The 20,324-nt window shown below is 65.2% G+C and carries 21 protein-coding genes; 13 read left to right on the top strand and 8 right to left on the bottom strand.

The genetic code is table 11. The annotated features are described in order from the left end of the window. Positions 1–158 precede the first annotated feature (158 nt). The gene (locus tag KYE46_RS13835) at positions 159–1,151 is read left to right on the top strand and encodes a LysR family transcriptional regulator (protein WP_219001266.1); all 993 of its coding nucleotides are present in this window, start codon (positions 159–161) and stop codon (positions 1,149–1,151) included. Here KYE46_RS13835 and KYE46_RS13840 read toward each other — a convergent pair. The 7 genes from KYE46_RS13840 to KYE46_RS13870 all read right to left on the bottom strand — a co-directional run bounded on the left by KYE46_RS13840 (position 1,111) and on the right by KYE46_RS13870 (position 7,446). Beyond that, entirely contained in the window at positions 1,111–2,373 is a 1,263-nt protein-coding gene (locus KYE46_RS13840; RefSeq protein WP_219001267.1) for a TRAP transporter large permease, read from the bottom strand. The genes KYE46_RS13835 and KYE46_RS13840 overlap by 41 nt on opposite strands. After that, entirely contained in the window at positions 2,370–2,918 is a 549-nt protein-coding gene (locus KYE46_RS13845; RefSeq protein ID WP_219001268.1) for a TRAP transporter small permease, read from the bottom strand. The genes KYE46_RS13840 and KYE46_RS13845 overlap by 4 nt, the downstream gene beginning before the upstream one ends. Positions 2,919–2,992: 74 nt before the next feature. After that, a complete protein-coding gene (locus KYE46_RS13850) occupies positions 2,993–3,976 on the bottom strand; it encodes a TRAP transporter substrate-binding protein (RefSeq protein ID WP_219001269.1) in 984 nt (327 codons plus the stop codon). A 9-nt stretch (positions 3,977–3,985) separates the two neighbouring features. Further along, positions 3,986–4,141 (bottom strand): hypothetical protein, encoded by a 156-nt coding sequence (locus KYE46_RS13855; protein WP_219001270.1) that lies wholly within the window; start codon positions 4,139–4,141, stop codon positions 3,986–3,988. Next, the gene (locus tag KYE46_RS13860; protein ID WP_219001271.1) at positions 4,126–4,668 is read right to left on the bottom strand and encodes a 3-hydroxyanthranilate 3,4-dioxygenase; all 543 of its coding nucleotides are present in this window, start codon (positions 4,666–4,668) and stop codon (positions 4,126–4,128) included. The genes KYE46_RS13855 and KYE46_RS13860 overlap by 16 nt, the downstream gene beginning before the upstream one ends. Positions 4,669–4,768: 100 nt before the next feature. Then, on the bottom strand, positions 4,769–6,139 hold the full coding sequence (locus KYE46_RS13865; RefSeq protein WP_219001273.1) for a glutamine synthetase family protein: 1,371 nt from the start codon (positions 6,137–6,139) through the stop codon (positions 4,769–4,771). Next, on the bottom strand, positions 6,136–7,446 hold the full coding sequence (locus tag KYE46_RS13870; protein ID WP_428845062.1) for a Rieske 2Fe-2S domain-containing protein: 1,311 nt from the start codon (positions 7,444–7,446) through the stop codon (positions 6,136–6,138). The genes KYE46_RS13865 and KYE46_RS13870 overlap by 4 nt, the downstream gene beginning before the upstream one ends. A gap of 100 nt (positions 7,447–7,546) precedes the next feature. Here KYE46_RS13870 and KYE46_RS13875 point away from each other — a divergent pair, with 100 nt between their 5' ends. The 12 genes from KYE46_RS13875 (at position 7,547) to KYE46_RS13925 (ending at position 20,027) form a co-directional block, all read left to right on the top strand. Further along, entirely contained in the window at positions 7,547–8,212 is a 666-nt protein-coding gene (locus KYE46_RS13875; RefSeq protein ID WP_219001277.1) for an IclR family transcriptional regulator, read from the top strand. Between the two features lie 138 nt (positions 8,213–8,350). After that, positions 8,351–11,158, top strand: coding sequence for a molybdopterin oxidoreductase family protein (locus KYE46_RS13880; protein WP_219001279.1), 2,808 nt, complete (start codon positions 8,351–8,353; stop codon positions 11,156–11,158). 97 nt (positions 11,159–11,255) lie between these two features. After that, positions 11,256–12,020 (top strand): 4Fe-4S dicluster domain-containing protein, encoded by a 765-nt coding sequence (locus tag KYE46_RS13885; protein WP_219001281.1) that lies wholly within the window; start codon positions 11,256–11,258, stop codon positions 12,018–12,020. Positions 12,021–12,023: 3 nt separating this feature from the next. Continuing rightward, entirely contained in the window at positions 12,024–12,896 is an 873-nt protein-coding gene (locus tag KYE46_RS13890; protein WP_219001283.1) for a dimethyl sulfoxide reductase anchor subunit family protein, read from the top strand. 225 nt (positions 12,897–13,121) lie between these two features. Further along, positions 13,122–14,477: a homogentisate 1,2-dioxygenase gene (hmgA, locus tag KYE46_RS13895; RefSeq protein WP_219001284.1), complete on the top strand. Its 1,356-nt coding sequence runs from the start codon at positions 13,122–13,124 to the stop codon at positions 14,475–14,477. 64 nt (positions 14,478–14,541) lie between these two features. Further along, positions 14,542–14,667, top strand: coding sequence for a hypothetical protein (locus tag KYE46_RS17560; RefSeq protein WP_283095196.1), 126 nt, complete (start codon positions 14,542–14,544; stop codon positions 14,665–14,667). 119 nt (positions 14,668–14,786) lie between these two features. After that, positions 14,787–15,140, top strand: coding sequence for a DUF1428 domain-containing protein (locus KYE46_RS13900; RefSeq protein ID WP_219001286.1), 354 nt, complete (start codon positions 14,787–14,789; stop codon positions 15,138–15,140). Continuing rightward, positions 15,137–15,769 carry a maleylacetoacetate isomerase gene (maiA, locus tag KYE46_RS13905; RefSeq protein ID WP_219001288.1) on the top strand — a complete coding sequence of 211 codons (633 nt, stop codon included), beginning with the start codon at positions 15,137–15,139 and terminating at the stop codon, positions 15,767–15,769. Before KYE46_RS13900 ends, maiA begins: the two co-directional genes overlap by 4 nt. Positions 15,770–15,844: 75 nt before the next feature. Then, a complete protein-coding gene (gene fahA / locus KYE46_RS13910) occupies positions 15,845–17,095 on the top strand; it encodes a fumarylacetoacetase (RefSeq protein ID WP_219001289.1) in 1,251 nt (416 codons plus the stop codon). Between the two features lie 103 nt (positions 17,096–17,198). Continuing rightward, positions 17,199–18,149, top strand: a complete 951-nt coding sequence (locus KYE46_RS13915; protein ID WP_219001290.1) for an MBL fold metallo-hydrolase — start codon at positions 17,199–17,201, stop codon at positions 18,147–18,149. A 76-nt stretch (positions 18,150–18,225) separates the two neighbouring features. Continuing rightward, positions 18,226–19,836, top strand: a complete 1,611-nt coding sequence (locus tag KYE46_RS13920; protein ID WP_219001291.1) for an FAD-dependent oxidoreductase — start codon at positions 18,226–18,228, stop codon at positions 19,834–19,836. Further along, on the top strand, positions 19,833–20,027 hold the full coding sequence (locus KYE46_RS13925; protein WP_219001292.1) for a DUF2783 domain-containing protein: 195 nt from the start codon (positions 19,833–19,835) through the stop codon (positions 20,025–20,027). Before KYE46_RS13920 ends, KYE46_RS13925 begins: the two co-directional genes overlap by 4 nt. Before the next feature lie 72 nt (positions 20,028–20,099). Here the strand turns inward: KYE46_RS13925 and KYE46_RS13930 are convergent, their stop codons facing one another. Continuing rightward, positions 20,100–20,291: a hypothetical protein gene (locus KYE46_RS13930; RefSeq protein ID WP_219001293.1), complete on the bottom strand. Its 192-nt coding sequence runs from the start codon at positions 20,289–20,291 to the stop codon at positions 20,100–20,102. Between the last annotated feature and the right edge of the window lie 33 nt (positions 20,292–20,324).

The raw sequence follows: 20,324 nt of genomic DNA on the forward strand, positions 1-20,324 counted from the left end.
AACCACGCGCGCGCGCGATTGCGAAATTGTATTAGGAGGGGGTAGATATAACCTAAATGGGTATCTAGGACTTCTGCTAACAAGTTTTCAGCATATCAGCGAGGGAGCCATGCGAATGACGAACGCCCAGACATGCAGACCTGCGACGGCCCTCTGACATGGCCAGCAACCCCACCCTTTTCGAGCGCGCGGTCAGCCGCTTGAAGCTCCGCCAACTGCGCCTGATCGTGGCTGCGGGCCAGCATCAGAACATCCTCTACGCGGCACAGTCCCTGAACATCTCGCAACCCGCCGCGACCAAGCTGATCAAGGATCTGGAGGCGGATTTTGACGTGCGCCTGTTCGACCGCACCAATCGCGGCGTCATCCCGACGGCCCATGGTGCTGCCTTGATCCGCCACGCACAGCTTATTTTCGCGCAGCTCGGCACCGCCGCGCAGGAGATGGAGGATCTGACCGAGGGCGCCATCGGACGGGTCACCATCGGGACCCTCGTGGCCGGCGCCGCACACCTTGTGCCTGCCGCCATCGGCCGGGTGCTGGAGACGCGCCCCAACGTGGCTTTCAAGGTTGTCGAGGGCACGAACGAGGTGCTCATGCCCATGGTCCGCACGGGGGAGCTCGACATGGTGGTCGGGCGGCTGCCGACGCACCGCCACCGGCGTGACCTGCACCAAGTGCCGCTGGTGGAGGAGAATATCAGCCTGATTGTCGGCCGAACCCACCCGCTCGCCGGGTCGAAAACCCTTCAGTTCGACGATCTGCGCCCCTTCGGCTGGATCCTCCCGCCCGCTGAAACAACCCTGCGGCGCCAGATTGATGAGGTCTTCATGGACGCGGATCAATACCACCCTCCGCTCGTGGTCGAGAGCGTGAATTACCTCACCAACCGCGCGCTTCTGGGGCAAGGCAAGCTCATCGGCGTGGTGCCAAAGCAAGTGGCCGTCGCGGACATTGCCTCGGACCTGCTGGTGGAGTTGGACTACCAGCTGCCGTTCAGTTTCGGCCCCGTCGGCGTGACCCATCGGGGCGATGCGCAGCTCTCTCCGGCGGCGGCCCTGTTTCTTGGCGCCCTGAAGGAGACGGCGGCGGACGGCGCCGCCGCCGAGATCAGTCGATCAACGCCGTCGACAGCGCCGGGAAATAGCTGAGCAGGATCAGTACCGCCGTCACCGCCAGCAGGAACGGCCAGAGCGCCTTCAGGATGCGGCCGGTCGCCGTCTCGGACATTGCCGACGCGATGTAGAGCCCGACGCCCACGGGCGGTGTCAGCAGGCCGAGCACGAGGTTCAGCGAGATCACGACGCCAAACTGGTACGGGCTGATGCCGTAGCTTTGGATGGCGATTGGCAGAAGGATCGGCGTCACGAGGATGATTGCGGCGATGCCGTCGATCAGCATGCCGACGAAGAGCAGGACGATGTTGACGATCAACAGGAACACGAAGGGGTTTTGCGTGATCGTGGTGATGAACTCGGCCAGCCGCTGCGGCAGCGCCTCGTAGATGATGACCCATCCGAAGACGTTCGCGGCGGCGATCATGAAGATGATCAGGGAGGCGTTCAGCGCCGTGCGCTTGAACATTTCGAACAGCTTTTCAGGCTTCAACTCGCCATAGAGCAGCCAACCAAGCAGAAATGCCACAACGCTTGCCACGGCGGCGGATTCCGTCGGGGTGGCGATGCCGCCGATGATGCCGCCGATGATCGCGGCCGGGATCAGCATCGCGGGCAACGCATAGACCAGCGCGCCCCACGCGTCTTTCGCGCTCATCCAGTCGCCCTTCGGAAACTGCTGTCGCAGGCCGATGAGGGCGATGACCAGGGCGAAGCAGACCGAAAGGATCAGGCCCGGAATGATGCCTGCGAGGAACATGTTGCCGATGGGGATCTGCGCCAGCACGCCGTAGATCACGAAGAGCATCGACGGCGGGATCACCGGTGCCAGCAGACCACCTGCGGCAGTGGTCGCGGCCGCGAAACCCCGGTCGTAGCCCTCTTTTTCCATCGCCGGCACCATGGCGCGGGACATGACGGCGATCTGCGCCGCCGCGGAGCCTACGATAGCGGCCATGAACATGTTTGCCAGCAGGTTGATATAGGCCAACCCGCCCCGAAAGCCGCCAACGAACACGCGTGCGGCATTGATCAGGCGGCGCGTCATTCCGCCCTCGTTCATCAACTCGCCGGTCAGCATGAACAGCGGAATGGCAAGCAGACCGTAGGATTCGATGCCCGAGAACATGCGTTGCGCAAAGCTCTCGTACAGGATCACGTTGTCGCTTTCCCAGATGTACCAGATCGCCGTTAACGAAAGCACAATGGCAACGGGTACTGCGAGGAGGAGCTTGGCGAAAAAGACGAAGGGGGTCATGTGGCCACCGCCGATTTCTCGGCGCCGGGGGCGTCGAAATTCAGTAGATGCGCGAGGGCGTGCACGAAAACCCCGAAGGAAAACAGGGGCATGACCAGCCAGATGATCCATTTCTGGATGCCGATGGTCGAGGTGGGTTCGGCATAGATGAAGTTGAAGGTCGCGCCCTGGAAGGCCATCGTATCAAAGCCCGCCCCGGCAAGCTCGAGCGGCAGGTACCAACGCCAGCAGAAGTAGAGCATGGCGCAGGCGAAGATGAAGATCGCAAGGTCCACCAGCTTCGCGGCGACCCGCTGCGCGCCGAGGGGCAACATGTCCGTCACGATCGTGATCGCGACCTGCTGGCGATAGTGAATGGCGGCGGAGGCTCCCAGGAACGTCATCCAGACCATCGCGTAGATGGCGGATTCGTCGACCCAGAACAGCGCGTTGTTGAGCGACCGCGTGACTACGTTCAACAGGATCAGAAGCGTCACACCAACCGCAAGCGCGGCGGACGCGGCCATTTCGATCCGCGCCCAGACGGCGGAGATCCGGTTCAGCATATGTTTGCCCTACCCCAATAAAGCGGGCGCGCAGGGATGCCCCGCGCGCCTCTCATGTCGTTGAGCGCGAACGCTTATTCCGCTGCCGCCGCGGCTTCCCGCAGGGCTGCCAGGGCGTCACCCGCGCGGTCGGCCCAGGCGGCTTCCCAAGTGGCGATTGCATCCCCGAAGAATTCGGGACCAGCGACCTGATAGTCGATGCCGGTGGCCTCGATCTCGGCCAACCAGGGGCCGTCCCGCTCGACGTAGACATCCAGCGTGCTGTCGACGGCCGCGGCCATCAGCTCGCGGATCATCGCCTGATCCTCTTCCGACAGACCGGCCCAGACGCGGCCTGACACGAGGCCGACCATCGGGAACATCATGTGGTTGGTCTGGATCATCGTATCGGCGTGCTCGTAGTAGTTGAGCAGCACGATCAGCTCGGAATCCATGTCGATGCCGTCAACCTGACCGTTGGCCAGCGCGTCGAAGACGGCCGGCAGCGGCATTGGTGTGGGGGCAACCCCGAAGGCGTTGTAGAAATCGAGGATCGGCTCGAAGGGCGTAATACGGATTTTCTGGCCCGCAAGGTCCGCCGCGCTCTCTGCGCCGCCGTTGGTCAGGATCTGGCGCATACCGGCGGAACCGTAGCCCACGCCCACGACACCCACGGTGGCAGGCAGTTGGTCAAGCAGCGCGGTCGCCGCGTCAGAGCGCAGGATCGCGGCCGCGTGCTCCATGTCGTTGGCCAGGTAGGGGGCATAGAACGCGCCGAATTCGGGCGCGCGGTTCGACACTTCGGCAACGGTCATGAAGGCCATGTCCAATGCGCCGGTCTGCAGCTGCTGCAGCATCTCGGCCTCGTTCCCGAGCTGGCGGGCGGGGAAAACGGTGACGGAATGCTCGCCGCCGGAGGCCTCGTTCAGTGCCGCGCCGAAGTCTTCGGCGGCCAGCGTCCAGACGTGGGGCGGCGGTGTGATCAGGCCAAGCCGGAATTCTTCAGCCGCCGCTTGCGTGACGCCAAGGCCCGTCACGACAAGCGCGGCGGATGCCATCAGTGCATTGAATTTCTTCATTTTACTCTCCTAGTTGATGCCCGGTACTTCGTTGGTCCGAGCTATATTTTCGGTCACATTTTCAGGTGAAATGGCCGACTTTCCAAGCGCACCCTGCCGCAAGAGCGGCCACCACGCAAGATATTTTAAGCCTAAAGCAAATTCCTCCGCTACAGCTTCACCCATCCTTCAGGGGGCTCCTTGCCGGGATGAAGCTCGCCGCACGATCCGCAGGTTCGCGCCTCTTCTGAAGCGTAGAACGCCGCGTAGACCGGCGGCAGATCGTCAACGATGGAGGTCAGATGCATTTCGGAGCGGTGCACAAGGCTACCGCAGTTGAAGCAATACCATTCGATCGCGTCCTTCGCTCCCTCGGGACGCTTCGGCTCGATCACCAGACCCACGCTGCCCTCCTGCGGGCGCTGAGGAGAGTGGCGCACGTGCGGCGGCAGCAGGAAGATTTCGCCCTCGCGGATCGGCACGTCATAGAACTCTTCACCATCGTAGAGCTTGAGGAGCATGTCGCCTTCAAGCTGATAGAAGAACTCCTCCACGGGATCGTCGTGGTAATCGGTCCGTTTGTTCGGACCGCCCACGACGGTCACCATCAGGTCCGCATCCTCGAAAACCATCTTGTTGCCGACGGGCGGCTTGAGCAGATGACGATGCTCGTCGATCCACGCCTTGAAATTGAATGCGCTGAGACGACCCATGTGAATTCTCCCCTGTAAGATGACGTTCAGAATGCCAGTCTTTGCTATAACCGCAAGCGGGGAATGCTGATCCAGCTATCCAATATCTGGATACCGCACCCTAGAGCGCGTTGAAGTACTCCGCCTGCTCCCAATCGGAAATATGCGACAGGTAGCGCTCCCACTCCGCCCGTTTCAGGGTCAGGAGCCAATCGGCGACCTCCGGGGTCAGTGCCTCGCGCAGCGCCGAGGCCTCCGCGAAGGCGTCGAGCGCCGCACCGAGGTTCGAAGGCAGCGCCGGTGCGTCGGCGCCGTAGGGATCGGCCATCGCGGGCGGGGGCGCCTTCTGCGCCGTGAGGCCCGACAGACCCGAGAAGAGCTGACCGGCGAAGGCGAAATAGGGGTTGATCGCGCTATCGGGCACCCGGTTTTCGACCCGGCTGGCCGGATCGCCCGGTGCCGTGATCGTGCGGATCATCGCGCCGCGGTTGTCATCGGCCCATCCGATGCGGTTGGGGGCCAGCTGATGCGGCACGAAGCGCTTGTAGCTGTTCACGGCGGGGTTGGTAAGAAGGCAGCAGCCCCGCGCGTGCTCCAGCAGACCCGCGGTCCAGAACCCCGCCGCCTCACTCAGACCCGGCGTGTCAGACGCGAAGATATTACGCCCCGCGCCATCGCTCACGCTTTGATGAATGTGCCAGCCGTTGGCCACGGCATTGGGCAGCGCGGGCTTCGGCATGAAGCTGGCGAGCATGCCGTGGCGGGCGCAGAGCTCTTTTGCAAGGGTGCGGAAATTGACCGTCGTCTCGGCAGTCTGCATGGGGCTCGCGGGGGCGAAGGTGACCTCGAATTGCGACGGCCCCATCTCGACCTCGACCGAGCGGACATCCATGCCCATTTCCTCCGCCGCACGGCGCAGGCGATCCAGGATCGGCTCCACCTCCGCGTAGCGGGTCTCGGTCAGGTATTGATAGCCTTGCGTGGTATTTTCGACCTGCGGCGCGCGCCCCGGCATCGTTGCATCACCGGGCGCGAGATGGGCGTCGACGACGCGGTAGATCTGAAACTCGATCTCCAGCCCGAAGGTCGCGGTCAGCCCCTCCTCTGCCAATGCATCCTCGGCGCGGCGCAGGAGCGTGCGAGAGGCGAAAGGGATCGGTGTCCCGTCCAGCGTCGTGACATCGCAATGGATCAGCGCGGAATGCGGCGCGTAGGGCAGCCGCCGGAAACTCGCCGGATCGAGGCGCAGGAGGACATCGGACGCGCCCTGCATCGGCGCGCCCTCCCCGCCCCACACCGGGAACACCGTCCGGTGCGAGAGGTCTTTCAAAAGCAGCGTGGAGGGCACGCGGATGCCGTTCTTCAGCGCGCCCGGAAGGGCTGACGCGGTCAGGACCTTGCCGCGCAGGATGCCGTGCGGATCGGTGAAGACGGTGCGGATCGTCTCGATCCCCTCCGCCTCCACGAACTTCAGAATATCTTGAGGTGTCAAACGCTTGCGTCCCAGTTGCACTGTCCACGACGCTCGAGGTCCGCTGCCTCGCTGGCGGCAACCCAATTGTCGTCCGGCGCGATGGCATCATTGGAGAGCGGACCGCGAATGGCCTCGGTCCCGCCGTTCTGCATCTTCAGCGCCTCGCGCTCGCCAGCCTCCATCGCGGCGATCGCAGAACGCAGCATCCGGCGATACTTGATGATGCCCACGTCGGTCTTGCCGAGGTGCTCCTGCGTCCGGTCCTGGATGCGTCCCATGGATTCCACCGCCCATTGATCGTGCACGTTGATGTCGAGCCCCATGCCCGTGTAGGTCAGCTTGCCCTGTTCTTCTACATCATAGCCATAGTTGTTTCGCGCGTTCTTGAGCGGCGCGTAATCCGGCAGCCGGTGCTCTTCCAGCCGCTGGTCGCGCATCTTCACCTTGTCGACTGGCGCGCCGAAGCTGGTGAACATGGAGAACCAGTAGCAGGTCTCGTCATCCACGGGCACGTGCCATTGGGTGATGGTCATCTCGCGGCTCATCGGAATGCAGATCGCCTGCGGGAAGATCTGGTTGGTGACGCGCACATGGGTGCGGCCGTCATCGAGGTGGCGCAGCGCAGTGAGCTTGAGGCCGTAATCTGTCTCGTCCACCGTGATCTCGGGGCGCGGGTAATCGCGCAGGAGCTTGGTCATCGGGATCTCGGTGTTGCCCGCCTTGTCGCGGAACTGCTTGCCGTAGCTGTCAGCCGGGTCCTCGTCCTGCAGGAAGCGGTGCAGGAAAGAGGCATGGGCCGGGTCGATGCCGACTTCCATCGCCTGCAGCCAGTTGCATTCCCACAGCCCCTTGAAGGCGAAAACATGGGTGTCCGGCGCGCGGAAGCAGTCGAACTGGGCGAAGGGGGGCGGATCGCCCGCGCCCATGTAGGCCCAGATGATGCCGTTCACTTCGCGAACCGGGTAGGAGACCGCCTTGATCTTCTCGTGCATCCGCGAGCCTTCGGGCTCGCCGGGTTGCTCCACGCATTGACCCGAGCAGTCGAAGTGCCAGCCGTGGAAGGGACAGCGCAGCCCGTTGTCCTCCAGCCGGCCGTAGGCGAGGTCGGCACCGCGGTGCGGGCAGTGGCGGCCGATGAGGCCAAGGTTGCCAGTCTCGTCACGGAACAGCACCAGCTCTTCACCGAGGAGCTTCACCGGCACCACCGGACGCACGCCCATCAACTCATCTGAGAGCGCCGCCGGCTGCCAGTACTGGCGCAGCACTTTCCCCGCTGGAGCCTCCGGCCCGACGCGGGTGATCTGGTCGTTCATTTCCTGGCTCATCATGGCTTGGGCTCCCTCACGGTTTGTGCGATAATCGCACATTAGTTGACATTCCAATGTTATGCGCGCTAAGCTCACCCTGTCAATCACCGGAGCGCCCATGTCCAAAACCCTGTCCACAACCCTCCTGAAGGGACTGAGCGTGTTGGACGCTTTCGAGGAAGCCTCCTCCCTTACCCTCGTGGAGATCGCCGAACGCGCCGGGCTCGATCGCTCGACAGCGCGGCGGCTGACCCTCACCCTCGTCGAGGCCGGCTGGATCGTGCAGAACGGCCGCTCCTTCGCGCTCTCCGCCCGCGTTTTGCGCCCCGCCGGCCTGTTCCTGCAAGCGGGCGGCTTCGGACGTACCGTCCAACCCATCCTCAACGCCCACGCCGAGACCCTCGGCGGTGATGTCAGCCTGGCCGTACGCGACGGGGACCGCGCGATTTACGTCGCCCACTCCGCCCGGCCCGGCGCGCGGGTGTCCCTCGGGCTGACCGTCGGCTCCGCCCTGCCGCTGGAGACCACCGCCATCGGGCAGGTGTTGTTGACCGGCAGCGCGCCTTATCAGGTCGTGCGCGGCGCATATGAGCACGGCGTCTGCGGCTTCGCCGTCCCCGTCGGCCCTCCGGATGCACCGGTCGCGGCGATCGGATCGACCCTGCCGCTGGCATTGCCGAATCTTGAAACGCGGTTAGAAAGTTCCCTGGCGGAACTGCAGATGGCCGCGGCCGATCTGCGCAACGTCGCGGGATTGCAGTTGATTGCCACTCCAAACAAATGAGTATACGATCCTTGTTGAGACTATTGGTCTCAATACTTAGTGCGCACTGGCCCTATCGCCCGACGTTTGTGGCCTTATGGTGCGCCAAATAGATGCTCGGACAAACCGGCAACCAGCGCCTTTGAAGGGGACACACACATGGCACAACCTGACCTGAACCTGTCCCCGAAGGTGTCCGACGAAATTCGCAAGACCACCTGCTACATGTGCGCCTGCCGCTGCGGCATCAACGTGCACATGAAAGAGGGCGACGACGGCAAGAAACGCGTGGCCTACATTGAGGGCAACCGCGACCACCCGGTCAACAAGGGCGTGCTCTGCGCCAAGGGCAGCGCCGGCATCATGCAGGTCAACGCCCCCGCACGCCTGCGCGCGCCGCTGAAACGGGTGGGCCCGCGCGGCTCCGGCGAGTTCGAGGAGATTTCCTGGGAAGAGGCCTACGGCATCGCCGAAAGCTGGCTGCGCCCGATCCGTGAGGAAGCCCCCGAAAAGCTCGCTTTCTTCACCGGCCGCGACCAGTCGCAGAGCTTCACGTCCTTCTGGGCGCAGAACTTCGGCACGCCGAACTACGCGGCCCACGGCGGCTTCTGCTCGGTCAACATGGCCGCCGCCGGCATCTACACCATGGGCGGCGCCTTCTGGGAATTCGGCCAGCCCGACTGGGACCACACCAAGCTCTTCATGCTCTTCGGCGTGGCCGAGGATCACGACAGCAATCCGATCAAGATGGGTCTGGGCAAGATCAAGGCGCGTGGCGCCAAGGTCATCGGCGTGAACCCGATCCGCTCGGGCTACAACGCCGTCGCCGACGAATGGGTCGGCATCACGCCCGGCACCGACGGGCTGTTCATCCTCTCGCTCGTCCATTGCCTGATGAAGGCCGGCAAGATCGACGTCGAATACCTCTCGCGCTGGACCAACGCGCCAGTGCTGGTCGACAAGGACACCGGCCTCCTGCTGCGCGACAGCGATGGCAAGGAAGTCGTGATCGACCGCACCACCGGCGAGCTTGCCGCCTACGACAAGCCCGGCGTGCGCCCGGACCTTTCGGCCACCCACCCCGACGGCCATAAGCCGGTGCTGCACCACATGGCCGAGCGCTACATGTCCGACGACTACGCCCCCGAGGCCGTGGCCGAGCGCACCGGCATCGAGGCCTCCCGCATCCGCGCCATCGCCGCCGAACTCGCCCGCGTGGCCTTCGAGGAGAGCTTCGAGCTGCCCATCGAATGGACCGACTTCCGCGGCGAGAAGCATACCTCTATGACCGCGCGCCCTGTCTCCATGCACTCGATGCGCGGCATCTCCGCCCATGCCAACGGCTTCCAGACCTGCCGCGCCTTGCACGTGCTGCAGATCATGCTCGGCACCGTCGAGGCGCCCGGCGGCTTCCGCTTCAAGCCGCCCTACCCCAAGCCTTCGAAGATCCATCCCAAGCCGCATTGCAAGGTGACCCCCGGCGCGCCGCTCGACGGCCCGCACCTGGGCTTCGTGCACGGCCCCGAAGACCTCGCCCTGAAGGACGACGGCAGCCCCGCGCGCATTGACAAGGCCTATACGTGGGAGAACCCGATGTCGGCCCACGGGCTGATGCATATGGTGATCTCCAACGCTTATGCGGGCGATCCCTACAAGATCGACACGCTCTTCATGTACATGGCCAACATGTCGTGGAACTCCTCGATGAACACCGGCGGCGTGATGGAAATGCTGACCGACAAGGACGCGGAAACCGGCGAATACGTCATCCCCCGGATCATCTATTCCGACGCCTATTCCTCCGAGATGGTGGCCTTCGCCGACCTGATCCTGCCCGACACCACCTACCTTGAGCGACACGACTGCATCTCGCTGCTCGACCGGCCGATCTGCGAGGCAGACGGGCTCGCCGACGCGATCCGTTGGCCAGTGGTGGAGCCCGACCGCGACGTGAAGGGTTTCCAGTCGGCGCTCTGCGACCTCGGAGCGCGGCTCGGCCTGCCGGGGTTCGTGAACGAGGACGGCAGCCAGAAATACGCCGACTACGGTGACTACATCGTCAACCACGTCCGCCGCCCCGGCATCGGCCCGCTTGCCGGCTGGCGCGGCGAGGACGGCGACAAGCATGGCCGTGGGGAGCCGAACCCCGACCAGCTCAACCAGTACATCGAGAATGGCGGCTTCTTCGTCAGCCACATCCCCGACGGTGCGCAATACATGAAGCCGTGGAACGCCGACTACCAGGACTGGGCGGTGGAGATGGGCCTCTACGACACGCCGCAACCCTATATCTTCTCCCTCTACGTGGAGCCGATGCAGAAGTTCCGCCGCGCGGCGCAGGGCCATGGCGAAATCCAGCCCCCCGAGCACCTGCGCGAGCGCGTGGCCGAGAACATGGACCCGCTGCCCTTCTGGTCGGACCCGGCGCCGGCCAACCGCGGCGACGAATATTCGATCACGGCGCTCACTCAACGGCCCATGGCGATGTATCACTCCTGGGGCTCCCAGAACGCCTGGCTGCGCCAGATCCACGGCCGCAACCCCCTCTACCTGCCGCCGAAACTGATGCGCGAGAACGGCCTCGTGGACGGCGACTGGGCCCGCGTCACCTCCCCCCACGGCGAGATCATCGTCCCGGTGATGGAGATGGCCGCCCTGAACGAGAACACCGTCTGGACCTGGAACGCCATCGGCAAACGCAAGGGTGCCTGGGCGCTCGACAAGGATGCGCCCGAGGCCACGAAAGGTTACCTGCTCAACCACCTGATCCACGAGCTGCTGCCCCCCAAAGGCGACGGGCTGCGCTGGACCAATTCCGACCCGATCACCGGCCAGGCCGCCTGGTTCGACCTCAAGGTCCGCATCGAGAAGGCGCCCGCCCAGGCGGAATCCAAACCCGTCACCCCGCCGATGGAATCCCCCGTGGGTCAAGGCCCCGACGAGCTGGCCTGGAAGGTGGGCGAATGACCCGAGCCCCCGGCCCCCTCGTTCATCTTGGCCAAGAAACTCCGGGGAGCGCGAGGGGCTGGTCCCTCGCTCCCACGCCAGCAAAGAGAGCCAGCGCATGACCCAGCTTCCCGCCAGCACCGCCAAGAAACTCGGCCTCGTGATCGACCTCGACACCTGCGTCGGCTGCCATGCCTGCGTGATCTCCTGCAAGGGTTGGAACACCGAGAACTACGGCGCACCGCTCTCCGATCAGGAGCCCTACGGCGCCGATCCCTCGGGCACCTTCCTCAACCGCGTCCATTCCTACGAGGTGCAACCGCTCGCCACCTCCTCCAAGCCGCATCCGGCGGCCCAGACCATCCACTTCCCGAAATCCTGCCTGCACTGCGAGGACGCGCCCTGCGTCACCGTCTGTCCCACCGGCGCGTCCTACAAGCGGGTCGAGGACGGCATCGTGCTGGTCAACGAGAAGGACTGCATCGGCTGCGGCCTCTGCGCCTGGGCCTGCCCATATGGCGCGCGCGAGATGGACGAGCACGAGGGGGTGATGAAGAAATGCACCCTCTGCGTCGACCGCATCTATAACGAGAACCTGCCCGAGATCGACCGCACCCCCTCCTGCGTGCGCACCTGCCCCGCCGGCGCGCGCCACTTCGGAGACCTCGGCGACCCCGACAGCGCCGTCAGCCAACTGGTGGCCGAGCGCGGCGGTATCGACCTGATGCCCGAGCAGGGCACCAAACCCGTCAACCAGTATCTGCCGCCGCGTCCCAAGGACGACCTGCCCGAGTTTGACGTCCTGGCCCCTTACCTGGAGCCAGTCGCCGAGAACCCCGGCGGGTTCATCGGCTGGCTCGACAAAGCGCTCGAGAGGATCTGAGCCATGCATCCCGCCCCCTCGGTCATCATCTTCACCACCCTCTCGGGCCTGGGCTTCGGCCTGCTGGTCTTCCTCGGCCTCGGCATGCCCGCCGTCACTGGCTGGACCGCTTTCGCCTTCTTCACCATCGCCTACCTGCTGGCGGTGGTTGGCCTCTCGGCCTCCACCTTCCACCTCGGCCACCCCGAGCGTGCCCTCAAGGCCTTCACCCAGTGGCGCTCCAGCTGGCTCTCGCGCGAGGGCGTCTGCTCGGTCGCGGCGCTCATCGTCATGGCGATCTACGGCGCGGGTCTCGTGTTCTTCGACACGGTGCTGGCGCCCATCGGCTGGCTCGGTGCGGCGCTCTCGCTCGGCACCGTCTACACGACCTCGATGATCTACACGCAAATGAAGACCGTACCGCGCTGGAACATGCCCTGGACCCCGGCGAAGTTCCTCACGCTGTCGCTCGCAGGCGGCGCGCTCATGGCCGGCCAGGTGGCCGTGGCCATCGTTCTTCTGACACTCGCGGGCGGCATCACGCTGGCCACCTGGGCGATCGGCGACACCGCTTTCGCCCGCTCGGGCACCGACATGGAGACCGCCACCGGTCTCGGCCGCATCGGCCGCGTCCGCGCCTTCGAGCCGCCGCACACTGGCACCAACTACCTGACGCGCGAGTTCATCTACGTCGTCGGCCGCAAGCACGTCCAAAAGCTGCGCGTCATCGCGACCCTGCTGGCCTTCGTCCTGCCAGTCCTGCTGCTGCTCCTGCCCTTCAGCCACGCGCTGGCCGTGCTCGCAATCCTCAGCCACGTCGCGGGCGTCGCCGTCATGCGCTGGCTCTTCTTCGCCGAAGCCGAGCATGTCGTGGGCCTCTACTACGGCAAGCGCTGAGCCAAGGCCGCGCGCCCCTCGGCGCGCGGTTCCTCATCGCGCACTCAGGCCCGCGTCGCTGCATGACGTACCAACCGCGCAAGGTCTCCCACGACCACCCGTCGCAGGACACGTCTCGCGCCCCTCCCGAGGCACGACCCAACTCGTCTCGATTTCCAATCACATTGCTTGTTAGTTACAAAAGTAACTGTTATCCCCTCCCCAACCGCTGCCCGGAGGTCTCCCATGAACGAACAAGCCACGCCCCGCCCGATGATCCAGGCCCCGAGCCACCCCGGCGCCCACGAAGGCTACATGCCCGGCTTCGGCAACGATTTCGAAACCGAGGCCCTGCCCGGCGCCCTGCCTCAAGGCATGAACTCGCCCCAGAAGGTGAACTACGGCCTCTACGGAGAGCAACTCTCTGGCACCGCCTTCACCGACGTCCGCCCCGAGCGGACCTGGTGCTACCGCATCCGCCCCTCGGTGAAGCACTCGCATTGCTACGAAAAGATCGACCTGCCCTACTGGCGCTCCGCCCCCCATGTGGACCCCGACGTCGTCTCGCTCGGCCAGTACCGGTGGAATCCCGTGCCCCATTCCGAAGAGAAGCTCACCTGGCTGACCGGCATGCGCACGATGACCACGGCGGGCGACGTCAACACCCAGATCGGCATGGCGAGCCACATCTACCTCGTGACCGAGAGCATGGTGGACGACTACTTCTACTCCGCCGACAGCGAGCTTCTCGTCGTGCCCCAGGAAGGCCGCCTGCGCTTCTGCACCGAACTGGGCATCATCGATATCGCCCCGCAGGAGATCGCCATCATCCCTCGCGGTCTCGTCTATAGGGTCGAGGTGCTTGAAGGCCCCGCCCGCGGTTTCGTCTGCGAGAACTACGGCGCCAAGTTCGAACTGCCCGGTCGCGGCCCGATCGGCGCCAACTGCCTGGCCAACCCGCGCGACTTCAAGGCCCCCGTCGCCGCCTACGAGGACCGCGAGGTGCCCTCCACCATCACCATCAAGTGGTGCGGCCAGTTCCACACCTCGAAGATTGGCCAGAGCCCGCTGGACGTCGTCGCTTGGCACGGCAACTACGCGCCAATGAAATACGACCTGAAGACCTATTGCCCCGTCGGCGCGATCCTCTTCGATCACCCCGATCCGTCGATCTTTACCGTGCTCACGGCCCCCTCGGGCCAGCCCGGCGTCGCCAATATCGACTTCGTCCTCTTCCGCGAGCGCTGGATGGTGGCGGAAGACACGTTCCGGCCGCCGTGGTATCACAAGAACATCATGTCGGAGCTGATGGGCAACATTTACGGCCAATACGACGCGAAACCGAAAGGGTTCATTCCCGGTGGCGTCTCGCTGCACAACATGATGCTCCCCCACGGCCCCGACAAGAACGCCTTCGAGGGCGCGTCCAACGCCGATCTCAAGGCCGAGAAACTCGACAACACCATGTCGTTCATGTTCGAAACCCGCTTCCCCCAGCACCTCACCGCCTTCGCCGCGAAAGAGGCCCCCCTGCAGGACGATTACATCGACTGCTGGACCAGCCTGGAGAAGAAGTTCGACGGCACCCCGGGCAAGAAATGAGGCAACAGGGCGACATCGCAGTCACCATGTCCGCTGCAAATGGCGGCGGTAGATCGGAGAGCCGATGAGCCTCGCTTTTTGGACATTGCTCGCCCTCGGCCTCGCCATCGCCATCATCTTCCCGGTGGTTCTGGTGGCCATCGTCAGGACCCTGAACAAGTCGCCCGACAACAACATCGATCCGAACTGAACCCGCGACCACGGAGCCATACCACCGAAACCAAGCCGCTCAAGCCCGCGGGACAACCCCGCCGCACCGCCGCCGGAACTGCCATTGGCCCCGGTCGCATCCCGGAACTGGAGAAGCCCATGCATATCGACGGATTTGTCATCCCGGTGAAAGCCTCCCGCAAGGATGAATACGCAAGCAGCGCCAAGCGCATTCTCGACATCTACCGCAAGCACGGCGCCACCCGCTGCGTGGAATGCTGGGGCGAAGGCATGGACCAAGGCGACATCACCTCCTTCCCGCGCGCCGTGCGGGCTGCCGAGGATGAAGCGATCGTGTTCTCTTGGATGGAATTTCCCGACAAGGCGACGGCTGAGGCAGCCCACAAGGCGGTCTGGGAAGACCCCGCGATGGCCGAGATCATGTCCGACGACCTCGTCGATGGAAAACGGATGATCATGGGCAGCTTTGACCTGCTGCTGGACGTCCAATGATCCTTTATTCCTACTGGCGCTCCACCACCTCCTACCGCGTGCGCGCGGCGCTCAACCTCAAGGGTATCGCCTACGAGCAACGCGCCGTCGACCTCGTGGCGGGTGACCAGCGCACGCCCGACTACATGGCGGTCAACCCCGCCAAGGGCGTCCCGGCGCTGGAACTCGAAGACGGCACCCTGCTCACCCAGAGCCTCGCGATCCTCGACTACCTCGACGCCCGCCAGCCCGAGCCACCGCTGCTCCCCGCGGAGCCGCTCCTGCGCGCCCGCGTCCTTGCGGTGGCCCACAGCATCGCCCTAGACATCCACCCGGTGAACAACCTGCGCGTACTCGGCCACCTGATGGGCCACTTCGATGCCACCTCCGAAGACGCGCGCGCCTGGATGTGCCACTGGATGACCGAAGGCCTCACCGCCGTCGAAGCCCTCCTGCCCACGCGCGCCGACTTCGCGTTCACCGAGGCGCCGGGCCTCGCCGATCTCTGCATCACCGCGCAATGCTACAACGCGCACCGATGGGGTCTCTCCCTTGATCCCTTCCCGAAAATCGCCCGGGTCGAGGCCGCCTGCCTCGCCCTCCCCGAAATCCGCGCCGCCGCCCCCGAGGCGCAACCCGACGCCCCCTGACCCGCTCCTTCATCTTGGCCGAACCAACTCCCCCCGGAGGGTCGGCCGGCGACGCACCGACACGAAAGAGATAGAATGTCCGACCTGAAACGCTCCTGGATCACCTCCGCGAATTCCGAGTCCACCGACTTCCCCCTCAACAACCTGCCCTACGGCGTCTTCTCCGTCGACGACGGCGACCTGCGCTGCGGCGTGGCCATCGGCGACCGGATCATCGACGCCACCGGGCTGGAACAGGCCGGCCACCTGCGCGCCGACCCCGAGGCCGATGTGCTCGATGCGCCCTACTGGAACGACTTCATGGAACTGGGCGCCCGGGCCTGGTCCGCCTACCGCGCCGCGCTGACCGAGATGCTCGCCGAGGGCGCCGACGAGGCCACGCAGGACATCATCACCACCTTCTCCGTGCCGATGGCCGAGGCCACCCTGCACCTGCCGTTCCGCGTCGCGGAATACACCGACTTCTACGCCGGCCGTCACCACGCCACGAACGTCGGCACCATGTTTCGCGGCGCCGAGAACGCCCTGCCGCCGAACTGGCTGCACATCCCCATCGGCTACAACGGCCGCGCCTCCTCCGTGGTGGTCTCCGGCACCGAGATCCGCCGCCCCTGGGGCCAGCTGAAGTCCCCCGATCACGACACGCCGATCTTCGCCCCCTCGCGCCGCTTCGACATCGAGCTGGAATTGGGCGCCATCGTCGGCACCCCTTCGGAAGGCCCGCTGACCGTCGACCAGGCCGATGCGAACATCTTCGGCTACGTCCTGCTCAACGACTGGTCGGCCCGAGACATCCAGGCCTGGGAATACCAGCCCCTCGGCCCCTTCCAGGCCAAGGCCACCGCCACCACCATCAGCCCCTGGATCGTCACCGCCGAGGCCCTGCGCCCCTTCCGCGTCTCGACGCCCGAGCGCGAGGTGCCGCTCTTGCCGCACCTGGCCGACACCACGCCGATGAACCACGACATCGCCCTCGCGGTGAGCCTGAATGGCGAGGAAATTGCCCGCACCAACGCCGATGAGCTCTACTACTCCGCCGCGCAGCAACTGGCCCACCACGCCTCTGCCGGCAGCCCGATGCGCGCGGGCGACCTGCTTGGCTCCGGCACCATCTCCGGCCCCGAGAAAGAGAACCGCGGCTCGCTGCTGGAACTCTCCTGGGGCGGCAAGGAGCCGCTCGAGACGGCCTCCGGTCCCCGCTCCTTCATCGAGGACAACGACACCCTCGCCCTGCACGGCGCCTCCCACGGCAACGGCTACCGCATCGGCTTCGGCCCCTGCGAGGGCGAGGTCATCCCCGCCGCCGAGGATCCCTTCACCGGCTGACGCTCCTTCATCTTGGTAAATACAACTCAATCCCGCCGCCAACCGCGGGCGCTCCGCAGATAGTGAAGCCCCCCGGCACCGGCCCAAAAAACGGAAACACACCATGGCCAAAGCATTCGCGTCGCAAGGCGACATGACAGAAAAGAAAATCACCTTCGACGAGATCGGCGAGGGGCTCTATGCCTTCACCGCCGAGGGGGACCCCAACTCCGGCGTCATCATTGGCGACGACAGCGTGATGATCATTGAGGCCCAGGCCACGCCGCGCCTTGCCAACAAGGTGATCGACTGCGTGCGCTCGGTCACCGACAAGCCGATTTCGCACCTTGTACTGACTCATTACCACGCCGTCCGCGTGCTCGGCGCCTCGGCCTATGACGCGCCGCAGATCATCATGTCGGACACGGCCCGTTCCATGGTCGTGGAACGCGGGCAGGAGGACTGGGACAGCGAGTTCCAGCGCTTCCCCCGCCTGTTCGAGGGCCACGAGAGCATCCCCGGCCTCACATGGCCCACCACCACGTTCTCCGACGCGATGACCGTCTATCTCGGCTCGCGCCGGGTCGACATCTCCCACGTCGGCCGGGCCCATACGGCAGGCGACGCGGTGATCCACGTGCCTGACGCCAACGTGCTCTTCACCGGTGACATCGTCGAGGATCACTCCGCCTGCTATTGCGGCGACGGCCATTTCGCCGATTGGGGCAATACGCTCGACAACATCGCGGCCTTCCAGCCTGACGCCATTGCGCCGGGGCGCGGCGGCGCGCTGATCGGTGACGAAGCGGTGGACCGCGCCATCGCCTCCACCCGCGATTTCGTCAATTCCACCTATGCCCCCGCCGCCCGGGTCGCCGCGAAGAACGGCACCCTCAAGGACGCCTGGGACGCGGTGCGCGCCGAATGCGATCCGAAGTTCGCAGACTACGCGATCTATGAGCATTGCCTGCCCTTCAACGTCGCCCGCGCCTATGACGAGGCCCGCGGCATCGACCACCCGCGCATCTGGACCGACAAGCGCGACATCGAGATGTGGGAGCAGCTGCAAGGCTGAGCCCGCGCGGCGGGCTGCCATTCGAGCCGCCCGCCCGCATCCCGGCCCCTCACGGGGCAGAACGACGGAGATACAAATGGTCGGCGCCACCTACGCCCTCGCCCACGAACTCTACCCCTACGCGCGTGTTCCCGATCAGGATGCGCCGGCCCTGCGACATCATCCGGTGATCATCATCGGCGGCGGTCCCATTGGCGTGGCGACCGGCCTCGACCTCGCGCAGAAGGGCACGCCAGCGCTGATCCTCGATGATCACGACGGCGTGGGCCAAGGCTCACGCGCGATCTGCTTCGCCAAACGCACGCTGGAGATTGCCGACCGCCTGGGCGCGGGCGCGCCGATGCGCGAGAAGGGCGTGGTCTGGAATACAGGCCGCGTCTTCCATGGCGACGGTGAGGTTTTCAACTTCAATCTTCTACCAGAAGACGGCCATCGCAACCCCGCCTTCATCAACCTGCAGCAGCCTTACTTCGAGAAGTTTCTCGTCGATGCCCTCCGCCGCGCCGAGGCCGAGGGCCGCCCGATCGAGATCCGCGGCCGCAATGTCGTTACCGGCATCACCCAGGACGCGGACAAGGTCACGCTGAGCATCGAAACCCCCGACGGCCCCTACCAAGCCACCGCCGATTACGTCATCGCCTGCGACGGCGCGCGCTCGCCCACCCGCGAGGCGATGGGTCTCACCTTCGACGGCCGCGTGTTCGAGGACAACTTCCTGATCGCCGACGTGAAGATGACCGCCCCGTTCCCCACTGAGCGCTGGTTCTGGTTCGAGCCGCCCCTCTCCGCCGCGCCGCAGTCCGCGCTGCTGCACAAGCAGCCCGACGACGTCTGGCGCATCGACTTCCAGCTTGGGTGGGACATCGACCGCAAAGCAGAGCTCGCCGAGGATCGCATCCGCCAGCGCATCGACGAATTCCTGCCCGAGGGCACCGAGTACGAGCTGGTCTGGACCTCGATCTACACCTTCCAGTGCCGCCGGATGGAGCGCTTCCGCCACCAGCGGGTGATCTTCGCGGGCGATAGCGCGCATCAGGTCTCGCCCTTCGGCGCGCGGGGGGCCAACTCGGGCATACAGGACGCCGACAACCTCGCCTGGAAACTTGACCTCGTGCTCAAGGGCCACGCCCCCGACAGCCTGCTCGACAGCTACCACGAGGAACGTGCCCACGGCGCCGATGAGAACATCCTCAATTCCACCCGCGCCACTGACTTCCTGACGCCCAAGTCCGAGATCTCGAAAATCTTCCGCAATGCCGTCCTCACGCTCGCCAAGGATCATCCCTTCGCGCGGCCAATGGTCAACTCCGGCAGGCTTTCGGTGCCCTGCAGCTACGCGGGCCTCTCGCTGACCGGGGAGGACGCCCTGCCCGGCGGGCCCGCGCGCACCGCCCCCGGCGCGCCCTGCTGCGATGCGCCGCTGGAGGCGGGCTTCCTGCTCGATCACTTGCCGGGGCAGTTCACCCTACTGGCGCTCGGCTGCGCCGCGCCGGAGGTGTCGCACCCGCTGCAGGTGAAGCTGCTGACCATTGCGGATCCCACCCCGGCGCTGCGGGAGCGTTACCTCGGCGATGCGCCGTCCGCGCTCTACCTAATCCGGCCCGACCAGCATGTCGTGGCCCGATGGAACAACGCCTCGCCCGACCAGATCATCCACGCAATCAACGCCGCGACAGGCCAGCCATGACCCTGAACACCGACCTGAACATCCCCGACCCCGACGGCTTCTACGACGAGCTTCTCCGCGCTCACGAGGGGCTCGACAAGGCGCAGTCCGACGCGCTGAACGCGCGGCTGATCCTGATCCTTGCCAATCACATCGGAGACCGGGAGACCCTCCGAGACGCCTTGGCAGCGGCGAGGGGCGAGGACGGCTAAGGCCCCTCCTGCGAGAGTGTCCTGCTTTGATCCGGGCGCGCTCGCGCGCAACCGCGACCTTCAGGCCATTGTTTAGTCTTCTGGTTTCGGCCAAGTCAGGATCAGGTTGTAGACCAAAATCCCGCCGATCGCGGCCGAGAGGTAGGCCCAGACGTCATTGCCATTCGACGTCTCGAAGAAGGCCCACGCAAAAGGGATGAGGATGAGCACCCACCGCCGCCACGCCGGTTGGAAGAAGGGGTTTTCGGGGTCGATCAATTTCATGACGTCTCCTAGCGCGCCGAGGCAGCGTGCCGC

It is taken from the genome of Gymnodinialimonas ceratoperidinii, from assembly GCF_019297855.1.
Taxonomy (GTDB): Bacteria; Pseudomonadota; Alphaproteobacteria; order Rhodobacterales; family Rhodobacteraceae; genus Gymnodinialimonas; species Gymnodinialimonas ceratoperidinii.